This is a genomic window from Streptomyces anthophorae (assembly GCF_049310305.1).
Lineage (GTDB): Bacteria > Actinomycetota > Actinomycetes > Streptomycetales > Streptomycetaceae > Streptomyces.
Window position 1 is genome coordinate 16580 of the sequence record NZ_JBLWQQ010000001.1, and the last position, 16771, is coordinate 33350.

Here is a 16771-nt window from a genome sequence, read left to right on the forward strand (position 1 = left end):
TCGAAAGGTGTTCTGTGCACTCCGACCGCGACATCGTCCAGCACCGCCTGCGGCGCGTCCTCGACGAACGCATCCGGCCCGCCGTCCACGCCACCTCCGTCCCCCTGGAGATCGGGATCTGGCAGGTGCCGGGCGAGCCGGTGCCGGTGGCCGAGGGCCTGGCCGCCGACTACCGGCCCGTGGAAGTGGGGGCTTCGTGGGGCCCCGCCTGGACCACCAGCTGGTTCAAGGTCAGCGGCCGCGTCCCCGAGGAGTGGGCCGGCCGCCGCGTGGAGGCCGTCGTCGACCTCGGCTTCGGCACCACCGAGCCGGGATTCTCCGCCGAGGGCCTCGCGTACCGTCCCGACGGCACGGCCGTGAAGGCGCTCAACCCGCGCAACACGTGGCTGCCGGTGGCCGAAACGGCCGTCGGTGGCGAGGAGTTCGTGTGCTACGTCGAGGCGGCCGCGAACCCGCTCGTCATGCACTCGGGGCCCGAGGACCGCACCTTCGCCATCACACCGCTGGGCGGTCGTGCCCCGTGGCTGGACGAGGAAGGTGCCTCGAACGGTGAGCCGATCTACCGGCTGCGCCGTCTCGACCTGGCCGTCTTCGACACGGAGGTCTACGACCTCGTCCATGACATGGAGGTCCTCGACCAGCTGATGCGGGAGCTGCCCGAGCAGTCCCCGCGCCGCTGGCAGATCCTGCGGGCGCTGTCCTCGTCGCTGGACGCCGTGGACCTCCAGGACATCAGCGGCACCGCGGCCGCCGCCCGCGAGATCCTCGCCCCGGCCCTCGCCTCTTCGGCCACCGACGGCGAGCACCGCATCTCGGCGATCGGGCATGCCCACATCGACACGGCGTGGCTGTGGCCGCTGCGCGAGACGGTGCGCAAGGTCGCACGCACGGTCTCCAATGTCACCCAGCTCATGGACGAGCACCCCGAGTTCCGCTTCGTGATGTCCCAGGCGCAGCAGCTGGCCTGGCTCAAGGAGCACCGGCCCGAGGTGTACGAGCGGGCCCAGGAGAAGGCGAAGACGGGGCAGTTCGTGCCGACGGGCAGCCTGTGGGTGGAGCCGGACACCAACATCACCGGGGGTGAGGCTCTGGCCCGCCAGTTCATCCACGGCAAGCGGTTCTATCTCGACGAGTTCGGTGTCGAGACCGAGGACATGTGGCTGCCGGACACCTTCGGCTACAACGCGGCGATGCCGCAGTTGATGAAGCTGGCCGGGGTGCGCTGGTTCCTCACGCAGAAGATCTCGTGGAACACCACGAACAAGTTCCCCCACCACACGTTCTGGTGGGAGGGCATCGACGGTACCCGCATCTTCAGCCACTTCCCGCCGGTCGACACGTACAACAGCGACCTGTCGGGTGCGGAGGTCGCGCACAGTGTGCGCAACTTCCAGGACAAGGGCGCGGCGAACCGTTCGCTCGCCCCGTTCGGGTACGGCGACGGTGGTGGCGGCCCGACCCGGGAGATGCTGGCGCGCGCCGAGCGGCTCAAGGACCTGGAGGGTTCGGCGCGGGTCGAGATCGAGAAGCCGGGCGACTTCTTCGCCAAGGCCCTCGAGGAGTATCCGGACGCGCCGGTGTGGGTGGGCGAGCTGTACCTCGAGTTCCACCGGGGCACGCTCACCAGTCAGATCGCGACCAAGCAGGGCAACCGGCGCAGTGAACACCTGTTGCGCGAGGCCGAGTTGTGGGCGGCGACGGCGGCGGTGCGCACGGGGGCGGCGTATCCGTACGAGGCGATCGACCGGCTGTGGAAGACGGTGCTGCTGCACCAGTTCCACGACATTCTGCCGGGTACGTCGATCGCCTGGGTGCACCGGGAGGCGGAGGAGACGTACCGTCAGGTGGCGGCCGAACTCGGTGAGTTGATCGAGTCGGCGCAGACCGCGCTGGCCGGCCCGGCCTCCGAGGACGGTTCGCGGGTCGTCTTCAACGCCGCGCCGCACGCCCGCGCGGGCGCCGCCGGACTGGGCGCGACGGTGCGCCGCGAGCCGGCGGCGGTCACGGTCGACCCGCAGCCCCGGGACGGCGGGTACGTCCTGGACAACGGCCTGGTGCGGGTCGTGATCGACGAGCGGGGGCTGGTCACATCGGCGTACGACATCGAGGGCGGGCGCGAGGCGCTGCCGCCGGGCGCGGTGGCCAACCTGCTCCAGCTGCACCAGGACTTCCCGAACCAGTGGGACGCCTGGGACCTGGACGCCTTCTACCGCAACACCGTCACGGATCTGACGGCGGCGGAGTCCGTGACGGTCGTGGACGGCGGGGTTCGCGTGGTGCGGGTCTTCGGTGACTCGCGCATCGAGCAGACCCTCGCGCTGGCGCCGGGCGCCCGTCGCCTGGACGTCGACACGGTTCTCGACTGGCACGAGACGGAGAAGCTGCTCAAGGCCGCGTTCCCGCTGGATGTGCGGGCCGGGCACTCCACGGCGCAGGTGCCCTTCGGGCATGTCGAGCGGCCCACGCACACCAACACCAGCTGGGACGCCGCGAAGTTCGAGGTGTGCGCGCACCGCTTCCTGCACGTCGGCGAGCGGGACTGGGGCGCGGCCCTGGTCAACGACTCGACGTACGGGCACGACGTCACGCGTGACGTCCGTGAGGACGGTGGCACCACGACGACGGTCCGGCTGTCCCTGGCGCGTGCGCCGCGCTTCCCCGACCCCGACACCGACCAGGGCACGCACCGGCTGCGGTACGCCCTGCTGATCGGCGCGGACGTCGACGACGCGGTCCGCGAGGGCTACCACCTCAACCTGCCGGAGCGCTCGGTGTCCGGGTCCGCGGAGGTGGCGCCGCTGGTCGCCGTCGACAACCCGGCCGTGGTGGTCGAGACGGTCAAGCTCGCGGACGACCGCTCGGGCGATGTCGTGGTCCGTCTGTACGAGTCCCAGGGCGCCCGTGCCACCGCACTCCTCTCGCCCGGCTTCCGCCTCGCGTCGGCGACGGCCACGGACCTGCTGGAGCGTCCGCGCGCCGCCGACGAGCCCGCGTGCGAGGTCACGGACGACGGGGTGCGACTGCGGCTGCGCCCGTTCCAGATCCTGACGGTGCGGTTGGCGGCCGGGCGGGACTGAGCGGCGGGACGTGCGCGACGGGGCCCCGCGTGCGTGCGGGGCCCCGTTCTTCCGAACACTCGACGACCAGGAGGTCATTCGACATGGAGGACAACGACCGTCAGGCACACAACCGCCGCCACATCCTCAAGGCCACGGTGACCGTCGTCGGTGCGGCGATCGGCGGGTCGGTGGCCGGTGCGGGCAGTGCCGCCGCGGCAGGGGAGGCGCCCGAGCGGTTCCCGCGGGGGCCCGCGACCTTCCCGATGGGGCCGTTCACCAAGAGCGAGGCGAATCCGATCCTGCGGCCCGAGCCGTCGCACGAGTGGGAATCGGCGTATTTGTACAACCCCTGTGCCCTCGTGGTGGGTGGCAGGATCGCCCTGCTGTACCGGGCGCAGAACAAGGGGAAGCGGTCCAGCATCGGGCTGGCCTGGAGCGACGACGGCATCACGTTCAAGCGCAGGGCCGAGCCGGTGCTCACGCCGAGCGAGCCGTACGAGCTGCCCGGCGGGTGCGAGGATCCGCGGGTGGTGCACGTCGGTGACACCTTCTACATGACGTACACCGGGTACGACGGGACGAGCGCGCTGCTGTGCCTGGCGACGTCGAAGGACCTGGTGCGCTGGGAGAAGCACGGGCCGCTCTTCCCCGAGCTGCACGACCCGATCCATGGTGACAAGCCGTGGAACAAGTCGGGTGCCATCCTCAGTACTCCCATCGACGGCACGTACTGGATGTACTTCGGTGAGTCCAATGTCTTCTGGGCGCGCTCTAAGGATCTGATCCACTGGGAGACCGTCGGGAACGACGATCCGGTGGCGAAGCCCGTGCACCCCTGGGAGGGTTCCCTGATCGAGCCGGGACCGCCGCCGCTGCGCACGGACGACGGACACATCCTGCTCGTCTACAACGCCCGCTCGGACGGCAAGGGCGGGTACACCAAGGGCCAGTACTCCACCGGACAGCTCCTCATCGACCCGGCCGACCCGACCAAGGCGGTGGCCAGGCTGGAGCGGCCGTTCCTGGTTCCGACATCGGCGGACGAGCAGGACGGCCAGGTCAATCATGTGGTGTTCACCGAGGGGTTGGTGAGGTTCCGCGACGCCTGGTTCCTGTACTACGGCATGGCGGACTCGGTGCTGGGGGTCGCGGTGTGGCGGCCCGGGCGAGCGGGCTGAGGGTGTCGCACCCTCAGGCGGCCTCGCGGTCGGTCCTTCTGGTCGCGTTCGCTTCCGGGTCGCTTCGGCCGTCGCCCCGGACGAGACGGAGATGACTCAGTCGATGGTTACCGGATCCTGGGCGGGACGCACCGCCCATCCGGTCTTCTATGCGGTCCATGCCGAGCAGGAGCAGTCCCATGGCCGGCAGGAGCAAAAGAGCCACGATCAGCATCGGTGGCTTCCTTTCCTCGACTTCTCACTTTTCGCCTGCCCCGTGCATGGACCCCCATGAGCGCGATGATGTGATGATTCCGTAACGCTATGGATTGCCGCTGATATTGCCATCTGGGCGATTTTCTGGGACGCGTGGACCGAACTCCGGCCCACGCACCGCTTGTGGTGCGTCGGCCGGGGTCCGGTCGGGGTCGGTCAGTGTGTCGCGCCCAGTTCCGCGTCCTCCATGCGGGACTCCTCGCGCGCCTCCTCGATGTTCTCAAGGACGCGCTCGCGCGGGAGTTGCACGCGCAGGGCCAGCAGGTAGACGAGCGCCGTGAGCGCGAGGTTGGCGACGAAGCCCCAGCCGAGGCCGATCCAGCCGAGTCCGCCGTCGTAGTCGCCGATCCAGCTGATCACGGCGAGGCCGATCAGCCACGGCAGCACCCAGCTCGCGCCCGACTTCCAGTCCATCGCCGGGGCATGTCCCTTGTCGAGCGCCTGGAAGACCGCCAGGAGGACGAAGCCGATGCAGATGGTGAGGAACAGCTTGTAGTTGGTGTTCCAGCCCGCCCAGTACACGATCAGGTTCGCCGAGTAGAGGCCGAGGAACGGGATGATGTCACCGCCCGGGATCCGGTACGGCCGCTCGTGCTCGGGGATCTGACGGCGCATCACGGCGAGCACGAGCGGCCCCGAGCCGAAGGACAGGACGGTGGCCGAGGTGATGAAGCCGACCAGTTCCTGCCAGCTCGGGAACGGCAGGAAGACGATGAGCCCGAGGACGAAGGTCACGGCGAGGCTGACCAGCGGCGCACCCTTGGGCGTGGTCTTGGCAAGGCCTTCGGGCGCGTTGCGGTTGCGGGCCATCGCATACGAGATACGGGCCGTGACGGTGGTGTAGATGAGGCCGGTGTCGGCCGGTGAGATCACCGCGTCCACGTAGAGGATGTACGCGAGCCAGCCGAGCCCGATGGCGCTGGAGATGGCGGCGAGCGGGCCGAAGTCGTTGGCGAAGGCCAGGTTGAGCCAGCCGTGCGAGTGCCGCAGGTCGCTCTCGGGGACCGCGCCGAGGAAGGCAACTTCGAGGAGTACGTAGATCAGGCCGGTGAGCAGCACGGAACCGATGACGGCGAACGGGACATTGCGCCGCGGATTGTCGGTCTCGCCCGCGAGTTCCACGCCTTGGCGAAAGCCCAGGAAGGAGAAGGTGATGCCCGCGGTGGAGATCGCCGTGAAGATGCCCTTGGCGCCGCCGGGCGCGAACCCACCGTATTCGGCGGCTCCGAGGTTGTGCGCATGGAATGCCGTCACGAAGAACGCCACGACCACCAGCGCGATGGCCAGCAGTTTCCACCAGACGAGAACGTTGTTGACGCGGGCGAACCAGCGGATGCCGTAATAGTTGAGCAGCACGAAGAACGCCATGGCGACGACCGCGACGGCATAGCCGAGCGTGGTCAGCGTGTAGGCGCCGTTGGCCTTGTGGAAATCGGTGAAGTGCGCCCACTTCGTTGCGTATTGCAGGGCGCCCTCGACCTCGATGGGTGCCACCGTCGCGGCGGCGATCCAGGTGATCCAGCCCATGGTGTAGCTGGCGAAGGAGCCGAAGGAGAGGTGCGGGAAGCGCACCACTCCCCCGGACACCGGGAACATGGTTCCCAGTTCGGCGAAGCACAGCCCGATGAGGAGAATCATCACGGCGGCTATCGCCCACGAGAATATGGACGCGGGTCCGGCAATCTTCGCCGCGTTCAACGCGCCGAAGAGCCAGCCGGACCCGATGATGGATCCCACGCCCGTGAAAAGCAGGCTGATGCGACCCATGTCTCTGCGTAGCGCTGTTCGTTGCTCCGAGGACTGCCCCGAAGACTCAGTCAGCGTGGCCATCACCACATCCGTCCCTGATCTGCGGCCCACTCTTTCGAGGTCGCTCGCTTGATCTGCTACTGGGCGGCCGTCTGCCCTGGCGATCGAGATCCATGCTGCATGAATCTTGTTTTGCCAAATGATGGGCGGGACAAGGGTGTTGATTGATGTGGTGATGGCCTGTGCGTCAACTGTCCTTGACGGGTTCCACGTCCTTGGACATGTTCACGGGCGCCGCGTCCTTCGTCGCACTCACGGGCGCCGCTCCGGGTTCCTCGCCGTTCATGACGCGCTTCGCGGTGACCCGGTCCAGGGCCCCCTCCCAGCGGGACACCGCGAACACGGCGACGCAGTTGCCGAGCAGATTGGTGGCGACGCGCATCGAGTCCATGATCCGGTCGACGCCGAGCAGCAGGGCCACCGCGGCGGCCGGGATGACACCGAGGGCGGAGGCGGTCGCGGACAGCGCGAGGAACGCCGAACCGGGCACGCCCGCCATGCCCTTGCTGGTCAGCATGAGCACGAGGACGACCGTGACCTGCTGCCCGAGGCTCAGGTCGACGCCGACGGCCTGAGCGATGAAGAGGGTGCCGATGGACAGGTAGATGGAGGCGCCGTCGAGGTTGAAGGAGTACCCGGTCGGCAGGACGAGCCCGACCGCGTCGTCCCGGCAGCCCGCCGCGCGCAGCTTCTGCATCATGCGCGGCATCACGGTCTCGCTGGACCCGGTGCCGAGCGCGAGCAGCAGTTCCTCGCGGGTGTAGCGGACGAACTTCCACAGGCTGAGGCCGGTGACCGCCTTGAGGGCGAGGCCGAGCAGCAGCAGGAAGAGCAGGGCGACGCCGTAGCAGACGGCGATGAGCTTTCCGTACGTCGACATCGCGCCCACGCCGTATTCGCCGACGAGGTGGGCGGTGGCACCGAAGACCGCGAGCGGGGCGAGCTTCATGATGTAGCCGACGATGGTGAACACGACGTCCTGGGCCTGCTCGATGAAGGGCAGGATCTGCGGGACCTTGCTCTGGCCGAGGTGGAGCAGCGCGGCGCCCACGAGGCAGGCCAGGACCAGGACTTGGAGCAGGGAGTTCTCGGCGAAGGCGCCGACCGCGCTGTCGGGGAGGGACTCCAGGATGAACTGGGCGGTGGACGGGAGGTGCCCGCCGCCGGTCTGCTCGTCGACCGCGCCCTTGTCGAGGGTGGCGGGGTCGACGTTCATGCCGGCGCCGGGCGCCAGGATGTTGCCGGCGAGCAGGCCGATGACGAGGGCGACGGTGGTGGCGACCTCGAACCAGATCAGCGCCTTCACGCCGATCCTGCCGAAGGCCTTCAGGTCACCGGCCTTGGTGATGCCCGCGACGACGACGCAGAACACCAGGGGCGCGATCATCGCCTTGATGAGCCGGACGAAGCCGTCACCGAGAGGCTGAAGGGCCGATCCGGCGTCCGGCCACAGGCGGCCCACGAGGACGCCGAGCAACAGGGCGAGCAGTACTTGAGCGAAGAGGCTGGTGCGCAGGAGACGGCCTGCGCGGCGTGCGATGTTTCCGTTGGCGTGCGCCATGGGGCACTCCTACATGGGCGGATATTCTGCATTGCGGAAGATCAATTCCGCGATGCATCACTATCGTTGACGCCCTACCGGCACGGAAGACCCCGGATCGCCCCGATCGCAGATCTTGGAGATTGCTCCCGAACCCACGTGCGAATGGCGCGCCTCGACCGCCGCTCAACTGCCCTTTCGCAGGCTGATATAGGGCTCGAACGCGTCCAGGAGCAGTTCGCGCATCCGCGCCGCGTCCATGTCGCCCGTGCCCGCGAGAACCTGGATCGCCAGGCCGTCGACGAGGCCGGTGAAACGGGCGGCCAGCGCCTGCGCGTCGACACCCTCGGCCATGCCCTCGCGCTGGCAGGTGCGCACCAGGTCCAGGACGACGCCGCGCCAGCGGGCGTACACACCGCGCTGGCCGTCGCGCAGGCTCGGGTCGAGGATCGCCTCGTTCCACGACTGCACCCACACCGACCACTCGTCGGTGTCCTCCTCGGTGGTCGTCAGCTGCACCTCGATCAGCCGGCGCAGCTTCTCGACGGTGGTGTCGGCGGTCGCGAACTCGGCGTCCAGGCGGGTGTGGAAGCGGTCCGCGTAGAAGACGAGCGCGGCGCGCAGCGCGTCGTCCTTCGTCGGGAAGTGGTAGTGCACGGTGCCGGTGCTGGTGCCGCAGGCCTCGGCGATGTCGGCGACCCGCACCTTGTGGAAGCCGCGGCGGGCGATGAGCCGGGCCGTGGCCTCCAGGATCTGCGTGCGGCGCAGTTCGGCGTCCACGGCGTCGGCGCGCCTGCGGGTGCCCTGCGTGCCGTTCGCCCCGTTGCGCGGCACGGGCGGGCGGCCGACGCCGGTCCGCAGATAACGCTGGGACACCTTGCCGACCTGCGCGATGGCGGCGATCTCGACGTCCCTCAGCCTGCGGTTGCCACGCAGTGCCTTCGACAGGGCGGTGGGGTCCATGCCGACGCGGTCGGCGAACTCCCGCTGGCTCATGGGTGCGCACAGGACCACCTCGCGGGCCCGCTCGACGAGCGTGTCCTCGCCCTCGCTTTCGGGGCCCATGCCGGTTCAGCCTTCCGCCTGTGCCGAGAGTGCCGTGATGACTTCGTCGGCCGCCCGAACCCCCGAGGAGAGGGCGCCGTCGATGTAGCCGTTCCACACACTAGCCGTCTCGGTGCCCGCCCAGTGCAGCGTCCCGGTCGGCGTGCGCCAGCCGTGCCGTGCGTAGCCGGTCCAGGCTCCGGGGGTCGCGTACGCCTCGTATCCGCCGCGTGCGTACGGGTCCTGTGACCAGTTCTTCTCGGTGTAGTCGAGGGGGCGGGCCGCTCCGTCGCCGACGACGCGGGCGAGGCTCGCCAGGGCGGTCTCGCGGCGGGCGGCGGCGTCGAGGCGGCTCCACTCGCTGAGCCGGTCTCCGTAGACGAAACCGACCAGCACGCCCCGCTCGGCGTCCGGCGGCGAGTTGTCGAAGACGACGCCGAGCGGTCCGTGGTCGTACAGCGTGGCGATGCCGGACAGGCCCGCCGCGCGCCAGAACGGGGTGTCGTACACCGCGTGGACCTTGGCGACGCGGCCCATCGGGCTGTGCGAGAGCCAGCCCTCCCTGCTGACCGGCAGGGCGGGGGCGAAGGAGAGGGCGCGGACCGCGGGCGGCGGGAGCGCGACGACCGCCCGGCGGGCCTCGTACACGGTGTCGGCGGTGTGGACGCGCACGCCGTCCGCGTCGTGCTCGATCCGGCGGACCGGTGAACCGAGGCGGATCCGGTCGCCGAGCAGTTCGGCGACCGCGCGGGCCGGTCCCGCGGCGCCGGTGACGAAACGGCTGTCCTGGGCGCAGCCACCGGTTTCCATGAGCTGCTCCCAGCCGCCGGCCGCGGCGACGTAGAAGAGCACGTGGAACAGCGAGATCTCGTACGGCTCCGCGCACCACACGCCCTGGACGGCGAGCGCGAGCCGGCGCAGCGCGTCCGGGTCGTCGGTGTGCGCGCGGAAGTAGGACTGTGCGGTCCGCGCGTCCCATTCGGCGAAGCCGGGGGTGCGCCAGGGCTCGGCGGTGTCCACGGTCCGGGCGAGTGCGTCGAGGTCCTCGGTGATGTGTGTGTACGCGGGGATGCCGGGTCCGTCGGCGGGCGCCGCCCCGAGGTAGGGGACGGTGCTGCCGTCCTGCCACACCTCGATGTGCTTTCCGGTCTCCCAGGTCGGGAAGGTGGCACAGCCGAAGCGGGCGGCGAGGGCGTGCAGCCGGGTCTGGGTGGGGCCGATCCACTGTCCGCCGTGGTCGACGCGCAGGCCATTGGCACGGGACTCGGTGAGGACCCGGCCGCCGACCCGGTCGGCCGCCTCGACGACGGCGAAGTCGGTGCCGTGGTCGTGGAGTCGGAGGGCCGCGGCGAGACCGGCGTAGCCGCCGCCGACGATGACGACCTCGGTCTCGACCAGGTTCATTTCGGTCTGTTCCCACATGGCAGCAGAGCATGTCGCAAGACTGATCAGTCAGTCAATGTTGCGGCGAAAGCCGTCCTGAACCCTTGACATGTCGGATGCCGAGCGCATCATTGACCATCGCGTCAATATTGCGATTCCCCTACCCCGGACAGGGAGTTCGACCGTGCCGGACATCCCACGCACCACCACCGAAGAACCTTCGGGCGACGCACCCCGCCAGGGCCTGCGCGCCAATGCGCTCGGTATGACGACGAGCCTGATCCTGTCGGTCGCGTCGGCCGCCCCCGCGTACAGCCTCGCGGCGACGCTCGCGTTCATCGTGGCGTTCGTCGGCTTCCAGGCGCCGTCGATCGTCGTGCTGGCCTTCGTGCCGATCCTGTTCGTGTCCTTCGGCTACGCGGCGTTGAACCGTCAGGAACCGGACTGCGGCACGATCTTCACCTGGGCGAGCCGGGTGCTCGGCCCGCGCGTCGGTTTCATGGGCGGCTGGGCCATCATCGCCTCGTTCGTCCTGGTCCTCGCCAGCCTGGCGCAGGTCGCGGGCCAGTACGTGTTCATCCTCTGCGGCGCCGAGGGCATCGGCGCGGACCCGTCGAGCCCCTGGGTGCTGCTTGTGGGCCTCGGCTGGATCGGCCTGATGAGCGCCGTCTGCTACCGCGGCATCGAGGTGGCGGCCGCCGTCCAACGCGCCCTGCTGTTCCTGGAGTTCGGCATGCTGGCCGTGCTCTCCGTGGTCGCGCTCGTGCGTGTCTACAGCGGGAGCGCGGGGCCGGGGGCACACCACCCCCAACTGTCGTGGCTGAACCCCTTCGAGATCCCGTCGCCGAGCGCCTTCGTCAGCGGGCTGGTCCTGATGCTGTTCATCTACTGGGGGTGGGAGACGGCGCTCACCGTCAACGAGGAGACCACCGACCGGCACCGCACACCGGGCCGCGCCGCCGCCTGGTCGACGCTGACCCTCCTCGGTCTCTACCTGGTGGCCACCGTCGCGACGCTGGCGTTCGCCGGTATCGGCACGACGGGGATCGGGCTCGGCAATCCCGACAACTTCGGCGACGTGTTCTCCGCCATCGGTCGCGCCGTCTTCGGCGACAGTGGCCTCGGTTCCTTCCTGTGGCATCTGCTGGTCCTGATGGTGCTGTCGTCGGCGGCGGCCTCGACCGAGACGACCGTGCTCACGCTGGGGCGCACGATGCTGGCGATGGGGCGGCGCGGCGCCGCCCCGCGGGGGCTCGCGAAGGTGCATCCGCGGTATGCGATCCCGCAGTACGGAACCATCGCCACCGGGCTCGCGGGAGCGGTCTGCTACATCGTCATGAACTTCCTCAGCGACGGCCAGGTGATCGGCGACGCGGTGTCCTCCTGCGGCTTGATGATCGCGTTCTACTACGGGCTCACCGGGTTGACCTCGGCCTGGGCGTACCGGGATCAGTGGCGCCGCAGCGCGGGCGATCTGTGGCTGCGGGTCGTGCTGCCCGCGACCGGCGGCCTGGTGCTGCTCGCCGCCGGGCTGTGGAGCCTGCGCAACGACTGGGACCCGGCGAACAGCTACACCTCATGGACGCTGCCGTTCGCACCGCACTGGCACATCGGAGGTGTCTTCCTCATCGGTGTCGGCACGCCGCTGCTCGGCTGGCTGCTGATGCTCGTCCGCGCACGTGTCGCCCCGGAGTTCTTCGACCGCGCCGCCGGGCAGGACGAGCAGGTGCCGACCGCTCCCCCGCACGAGGCCGTGCCGCGGTGACACCTCGGCCTGTCGCGCCACCGTCCACCGAACGACCGTCGACACAGGAGTCCGTCATGCCCCTCCCCGTGCCCGACCCCTCGGAACTGACCGAGGAACAGCGGGAGTTCGTCCGCCTCGCCCGCGACTTCGCCGCTACGGAGATCCGGCCGCGCGCCCGCGCGGTCGACGACGCCGCCGTCGAGTCACCGCTCGACCTGTGGAAGAAGGCCGCGGCGACCGGCCTCACGGACTTCATGATCCCGGCCGAGTACGGCGGTGGCGGTGTCACCGACCTGGCCACTCAGGCGCTCGTCCAGGAGGAGCTGTGCCACGGTGACATCGGCATCGGCAATCTGCTGACGTCCAACGGCTTCTTCGCGGACCCGGTCCTCGCGCTCGGGACCGAAGCCCAGAAGGAGCGGTGGCTGCGCCCGCTGACCGCGTCGACCCCGCCGCTGACCGCGCTCGCGGTCACGGAGCCCGACCACGGCTCGGACGCGGCGGGCCTGCGCACGCGTGCGGTGCGCGAGGGCGGCCACTATGTGCTCAGCGGACAGAAGACGTGGATCTCCAACGCCCCGTACGCGAGCCGGTTCGTGGTGTTCGCGACGGTCGATCCGGAACTCCGCTCCCATGGCATCACCGCGTTCGTCGTCGACCGGGACACACCAGGGCTCTCCGTCGGCCGGCCGATGCGCAAGATGGGCCAGCGGGCCATCGTCAACGCCGAGGTGTTCCTCGACGGCGTACGGGTCCCGGTCGCCGACCGGCTCGGCGAGGAAGGACAGGGATTCTCCGGCCTCATGCGGACCTTCGACGCCTCCCGGATCCTGATCGGCGCGTCCTGCACCGGACTGTGCCGGGCCGCGCTCGATCTGGCGGTGCATTACGCGCGCGAGCGGGTGCAGTTCGGTGTGCCGATCATCGAGCACCAGTCGGTGGCCTTCCGGCTCGCCGACATGGCCACCCGCGCGGACACGGCACACCTGGTGACGATGCGCGCCGCGCGCTTGCACGACCGGGGCCTCAGGGTGACGTCCGAGGCGGCGACGGCGAAGCTGGTGGGCTCGGAGAACGCCATGTTCGCCACGTGGGCCGCCGTGCAGACGCTGGGCGGCAACGGCTACTCGCAGGAGTTCCTCGCCGAGAAGTGGCTGCGGGACGCCAAACTGGAGGAGATCGAGGAAGGCACGTCCGACATCCAGCGGCTCATCATCTCCCGCGCGCTCGCCGCCTCATGACGGGCCGTCGGACGCTCGACGTGTTCCGCGCCCCGCGCTCCGTCGCCGTCGTCGGCGCCACCGACAACCCCGCCAAATGGGGCCACTGGCTCGCACGCGGGGCTCTGGCCGGGCGGCACCGGCGCCGGGTGCATCTCGTCAACGCGCGGGGCGCGACCGTCCTCGGGCAACCGAGCCATCCGTCTCTCGACGACCTGCCCGAGGTGCCCGACCTGGTCGCCTTCGCGGTGCCCGCGGCCGCCCTCGCCGCCGGAGTCGCGCACGCGGTCGGCCTCGGAGCCCCGGGACTGCTCGCCGTCACTTCAGGTGTCGAGGACCCCGCCGCGCTCGCCCGGACCGTCAGGGCGGGCGGCTCCCGGCTGGTGGGGCCTAACTGCCTGGGCCTGTACGACGCGTCGGCCGAACTCGAGCTGGCGTGGGGCCGGTTCACCGCGGGTTCGCTCGCGGTCGTATCGCAGAGCGGCCAGGTCGGCCTCGAGATCGCCCAGTTGGCCGCGGCGGCCGGGGTCGGTGTCTCCCGGTTCGTGTCCGTGGGCAGCCAGCTCGACGTCGGCGCCGCCGAGGTGCTCGCCGATCTCGTCGACCACGACACCACCCGCGCCGTCGCCCTCTACCTGGAGAGCTACGGCGACGGCGCGGCGCTCCTCGACGCCCTGGCCGCGCTGCGCGAGGCCGGCAAACCGGTACTGCTGCTCACCGTCGGCGCCAGTCCGGCGGCGCGCCAGGCCGCCCGTTCACACACGGGCGCCATGACCGCCGCCCTCGATGTGGTGGACGCGGCCTGCCGTGCGGTCGGCGCCGTCCGCGTCGACACCCCGTCACACCTGGTCGACACCGCGCACCTGGTGCTCCGGGCGCCTCCGGTTCGCGGGCCGCGGGTGGCGATCGTGGCGGACAGCGGCGGGCAGGGCGCCGTGGCGGCGGACACGGCGGCGCGGCTCGGCCTGGAGGTCGCGGAGTTCCCGCCCTCCGTGCGTCGGGACCTCGCCCGGCATCTGCCGCCGGGCGCCGGGCGGGCGAACCCCGTCGACCTCGACGGCGCGGGTGAGCGGGACCTGTCGACGTACGCCTCGGTCCCCGCGTGCCTGGCGGACGCGTCCGTCGCCGACACGGTCGTGCTCAGCGGGTACTTCGGCAGCTACGGGCGGGACATCCCCGCACAGGCATCGGCGGAGTCCGCCGCGGCGCGTGCGCTGGGCCGCATCGCCACGGACAGGGCGCTGCCCGTCGTGGTCCACTCCATGGCCGAACGCACAGCAGTGGCACAGGAGTTGGAGGCCTCGGGTGTGCCGACGTTCTCCGACGTCGAGCGCGCGCTGCGGGCCGTCGCCACGGCGCACCGCCTGACCCGGCGGCCACTGCGCACATCGCCGCGCCCGACACCGGCCGGGCCTCCCGTCGGCACGGGATACCTGGCCGCCCGGCGCCTGCTGGGCGCGGCAGGTGTGCCGTTCCCCCGGGCAGCGGAGATAGCGCCGGGCACCCAGGATCCCGTGGCCGCGGCGGCCGCCCTCTCGGCGCCCGTCGTGCTCAAGGCCGACTGGCTGGAGCACAAGACCGAGCACGGGGGTGTGGCGACCGGACTGTGGGACCCGGGCGCGCTGCGGGCCGCGTACCTCGACATGGTCGAGCGGCTTGGCCCGCACCGCTATGTGGTCGAGGAGATGGACCGGCGTGCGGACGTGGTGGAGGTGCTCGTCGCCGCGCGGCGGGACGCGTCGTTCGGTCCGGTCGTGGTGGTCGGTGCGGGCGGCGTCCGCGCCGAACTCGCCCGTGACCTGGCCCTCGAACTCGCGCCCTGTTCACGGGCCACCGCACACGCCATGGTGCGCGGCCTGCGGATGGCGCCGCTGCTGCACGGCTGGCGCGGTGGCTCGCCCGTCGACGTGGAGGCCCTGGTGGACATCGTCGTCGCCGTGTCCGAGGTGATCGCCTGCCGGGAGGACATCGCGGAGGTCGAGCTCAACCCGGTCCGTCTCGCTCCGGAGGGTGCGCTGGCTGTGGACGGGCTCGTCGTGGCCACCGCGGTCCCCTCGGCTCCGGATCAGGCCGGCACCTCCGTCGCTCCCCGGGGCGCCTGCGCCGGCACCGCTTCCTCCGGATAGATCATCCGCTCCGGGACCCGATCCCGTTCGCGGCGGGCCAGGGACCAGTACAGGACTCCCGGCAGTGTCAGACCCACGATCCACGAGATGTCCGCGCCGCCCAGCGGGGCGACGAAGGGGCCGGTGAACAGGTCCGTTGCCATGAACGGGAGTTGGACCACCAGGCCCACCCCGTACGACACCAGGGCGGGGGCCCGCCAGGAGCCGTAGCGGCCGTCGGGGTCGTTGAGGGCCGGGATGTCGTAGCGCTCCTTCGCGACCAGGTAGTAGTCGGCGAGGTTCACCGCGCTCCACGGGGTGAAGAAGGCCAGCACGATGAGCAGGAACGTCGAGAACGTGTTGAGGAAGTCGCCGCGTCCGGCGAGGGCGAGGGCGGCGCCCACCACGATGATCGCGGCGATGTAGCCGACCCGCCCGCGCGGCGAGAGCCGGTAGGGCACCGCGCCCCGCCGCCGCATCCCGGTCACGCTCGTCACGGTCGACATGAACGCGCCGTACGTGTTGAGGACGGTGACGGTCAGTTTGCCGAGGGCGATGACGAAGTAGAGCAGCGCCGCCATCAGGCCTGCTCCGCCGAGTGACACCACGTACGTCACCTCGTGGCCGACGAAGGCCTCCCCCGCGGCCGCGGCGGCGAGGGCTCCGAAGGCCATCGACCACTGGGCGCCGAGCGCGGTCCCGGCCAGCGTCCAGCCGAACGTGGCGCGGGCCGAGGTCGAGCGCGGAAGGTAGCGCGAGTAGTCGGCGACGTACGGGCCGAAGGAGAGCTGCCAGGACGCCGAGAGTGACACCGCGAGCAGGAACGCCGGGAAGGCGAAGCTGTGGTCGGCGAGGACCGTGCCCATGTCGTCGTGCTGGAGGAGGCGTACGCCGAGGTAGACGAACGCCACGCCGCACACCACGCCGGCGAGGCGGCCCAGGAAGTGGATCAGGCGGTAGCCGACGGCGGCTGCCACCGCGGTGACCGCCGTGAAGACGAGGATGCCCGCCACGGGGCCCAGGTGGGTCAGTTCGCCGACCGCCTCGCCCGCGAGAACGGTGCCGCTCGCGGTGCAGCCGATGAACATGAACACCGCGAGGACCAGGGGCACCACGGCGCCGCGGACCCCGAACTGGGCCCGCGAGGAGATCATTTGCGGGAGGCCGAGCCGGGGCCCCTGCGCCGAGTGCAGGGCCATCACCGCACCGCCGAGCAGGTTCCCGACGAGAAGTCCGATGACCGCCCAGAACGCGGTCGCGCCGAGGACCACCGCGAGGGCGCCGGTGACCACGGCCGTGATCTGAAGGTTCGCTCCCACCCACAGGGTGAACTGGCTGAACGCGGTGCCGTGGCGTTCCTCGTCGGGCACCACGTCGATCGAGCGCGATTCGACCAGGCCGCCCGAGGATTCCTCTTGCGCTGTCGGCATC

At 70.6% G+C, this 16771-nt stretch carries 10 protein-coding genes; 5 read left to right on the top strand and 5 right to left on the bottom strand.

All coding sequences use genetic code 11. From position 1 onward, the window contains the following. The first annotated feature begins 14 nt into the window (after positions 1 to 14). On the top strand, positions 15 to 3077 hold the full coding sequence (locus ACNYS0_RS00080) for an alpha-mannosidase (RefSeq protein WP_422470515.1): 3063 nt from the start codon (positions 15 to 17) through the stop codon (positions 3075 to 3077). 83 nt (positions 3078 to 3160) lie between these two features. Further along, entirely contained in the window at positions 3161 to 4237 is a 1077-nt protein-coding gene (locus tag ACNYS0_RS00085) for a glycoside hydrolase family 130 protein (protein WP_422470516.1), read from the top strand. 411 nt (positions 4238 to 4648) lie between these two features. Here the strand turns inward: ACNYS0_RS00085 and ACNYS0_RS00090 are convergent, their stop codons facing one another. From ACNYS0_RS00090 to ACNYS0_RS00105, 4 genes are all read right to left on the bottom strand, one after another. Beyond that, entirely contained in the window at positions 4649 to 6322 is a 1674-nt protein-coding gene (locus tag ACNYS0_RS00090) for an APC family permease (protein WP_422470517.1), read from the bottom strand. A 166-nt stretch (positions 6323 to 6488) separates the two neighbouring features. Beyond that, entirely contained in the window at positions 6489 to 7862 is a 1374-nt protein-coding gene (locus ACNYS0_RS00095) for a cation:dicarboxylate symporter family transporter (protein ID WP_422470518.1), read from the bottom strand. Positions 7863 to 8027: 165 nt separating this feature from the next. Beyond that, a complete protein-coding gene (locus ACNYS0_RS00100; RefSeq protein WP_422470519.1) occupies positions 8028 to 8906 on the bottom strand; it encodes a TetR/AcrR family transcriptional regulator in 879 nt (292 codons plus the stop codon). 6 nt (positions 8907 to 8912) lie between these two features. After that, the gene (locus tag ACNYS0_RS00105) at positions 8913 to 10307 is read right to left on the bottom strand and encodes a flavin monoamine oxidase family protein (RefSeq protein WP_422470520.1); all 1395 of its coding nucleotides are present in this window, start codon (positions 10305 to 10307) and stop codon (positions 8913 to 8915) included. Positions 10308 to 10452: 145 nt separating this feature from the next. Between ACNYS0_RS00105 and ACNYS0_RS00110 the strand changes: the two genes are divergently transcribed. From ACNYS0_RS00110 to ACNYS0_RS00120, 3 genes are read left to right on the top strand one after another with little or no spacing between them, the layout of a single operon-like run. Then, the gene (locus tag ACNYS0_RS00110) at positions 10453 to 12033 is read left to right on the top strand and encodes an APC family permease (protein WP_422470521.1); all 1581 of its coding nucleotides are present in this window, start codon (positions 10453 to 10455) and stop codon (positions 12031 to 12033) included. 56 nt (positions 12034 to 12089) lie between these two features. After that, entirely contained in the window at positions 12090 to 13256 is a 1167-nt protein-coding gene (locus tag ACNYS0_RS00115; RefSeq protein ID WP_422470522.1) for an acyl-CoA dehydrogenase family protein, read from the top strand. Continuing rightward, positions 13253 to 15361 carry an acetate--CoA ligase family protein gene (locus ACNYS0_RS00120; RefSeq protein WP_422470523.1) on the top strand — a complete coding sequence of 703 codons (2109 nt, stop codon included), beginning with the start codon at positions 13253 to 13255 and terminating at the stop codon, positions 15359 to 15361. The genes ACNYS0_RS00115 and ACNYS0_RS00120 overlap by 4 nt, the downstream gene beginning before the upstream one ends. Here ACNYS0_RS00120 and ACNYS0_RS00125 read toward each other — a convergent pair. Further along, positions 15301 to 16770 carry a purine-cytosine permease family protein gene (locus tag ACNYS0_RS00125; RefSeq protein WP_422470524.1) on the bottom strand — a complete coding sequence of 490 codons (1470 nt, stop codon included), beginning with the start codon at positions 16768 to 16770 and terminating at the stop codon, positions 15301 to 15303. The genes ACNYS0_RS00120 and ACNYS0_RS00125 overlap by 61 nt on opposite strands. Position 16771 lies beyond the last annotated feature (1 nt).

Excerpts from the sequence above, each read along its gene's own strand:
- ACNYS0_RS00085 (WP_422470516.1), top strand. The coding sequence starts at position 3,161 with ATGGAGGACAACGACCGTCAGGCACACAACCGCCGCCACATCCTCAAG.
- ACNYS0_RS00090 (WP_422470517.1), bottom strand. The coding sequence starts at position 6,322 with ATGGCCACGCTGACTGAGTCTTCGGGGCAGTCCTCGGAGCAACGAACA.
- ACNYS0_RS00095 (WP_422470518.1), bottom strand. The coding sequence starts at position 7,862 with ATGGCGCACGCCAACGGAAACATCGCACGCCGCGCAGGCCGTCTCCTG.
- ACNYS0_RS00100 (WP_422470519.1), bottom strand. The coding sequence starts at position 8,906 with ATGGGCCCCGAAAGCGAGGGCGAGGACACGCTCGTCGAGCGGGCCCGC.
- ACNYS0_RS00105 (WP_422470520.1), bottom strand. The coding sequence starts at position 10,307 with ATGTGGGAACAGACCGAAATGAACCTGGTCGAGACCGAGGTCGTCATC.
- ACNYS0_RS00115 (WP_422470522.1), top strand. The coding sequence starts at position 12,090 with ATGCCCCTCCCCGTGCCCGACCCCTCGGAACTGACCGAGGAACAGCGG.
- ACNYS0_RS00120 (WP_422470523.1), top strand. The coding sequence starts at position 13,253 with ATGACGGGCCGTCGGACGCTCGACGTGTTCCGCGCCCCGCGCTCCGTC.
- ACNYS0_RS00125 (WP_422470524.1), bottom strand. The coding sequence starts at position 16,770 with ATGCCGACAGCGCAAGAGGAATCCTCGGGCGGCCTGGTCGAATCGCGC.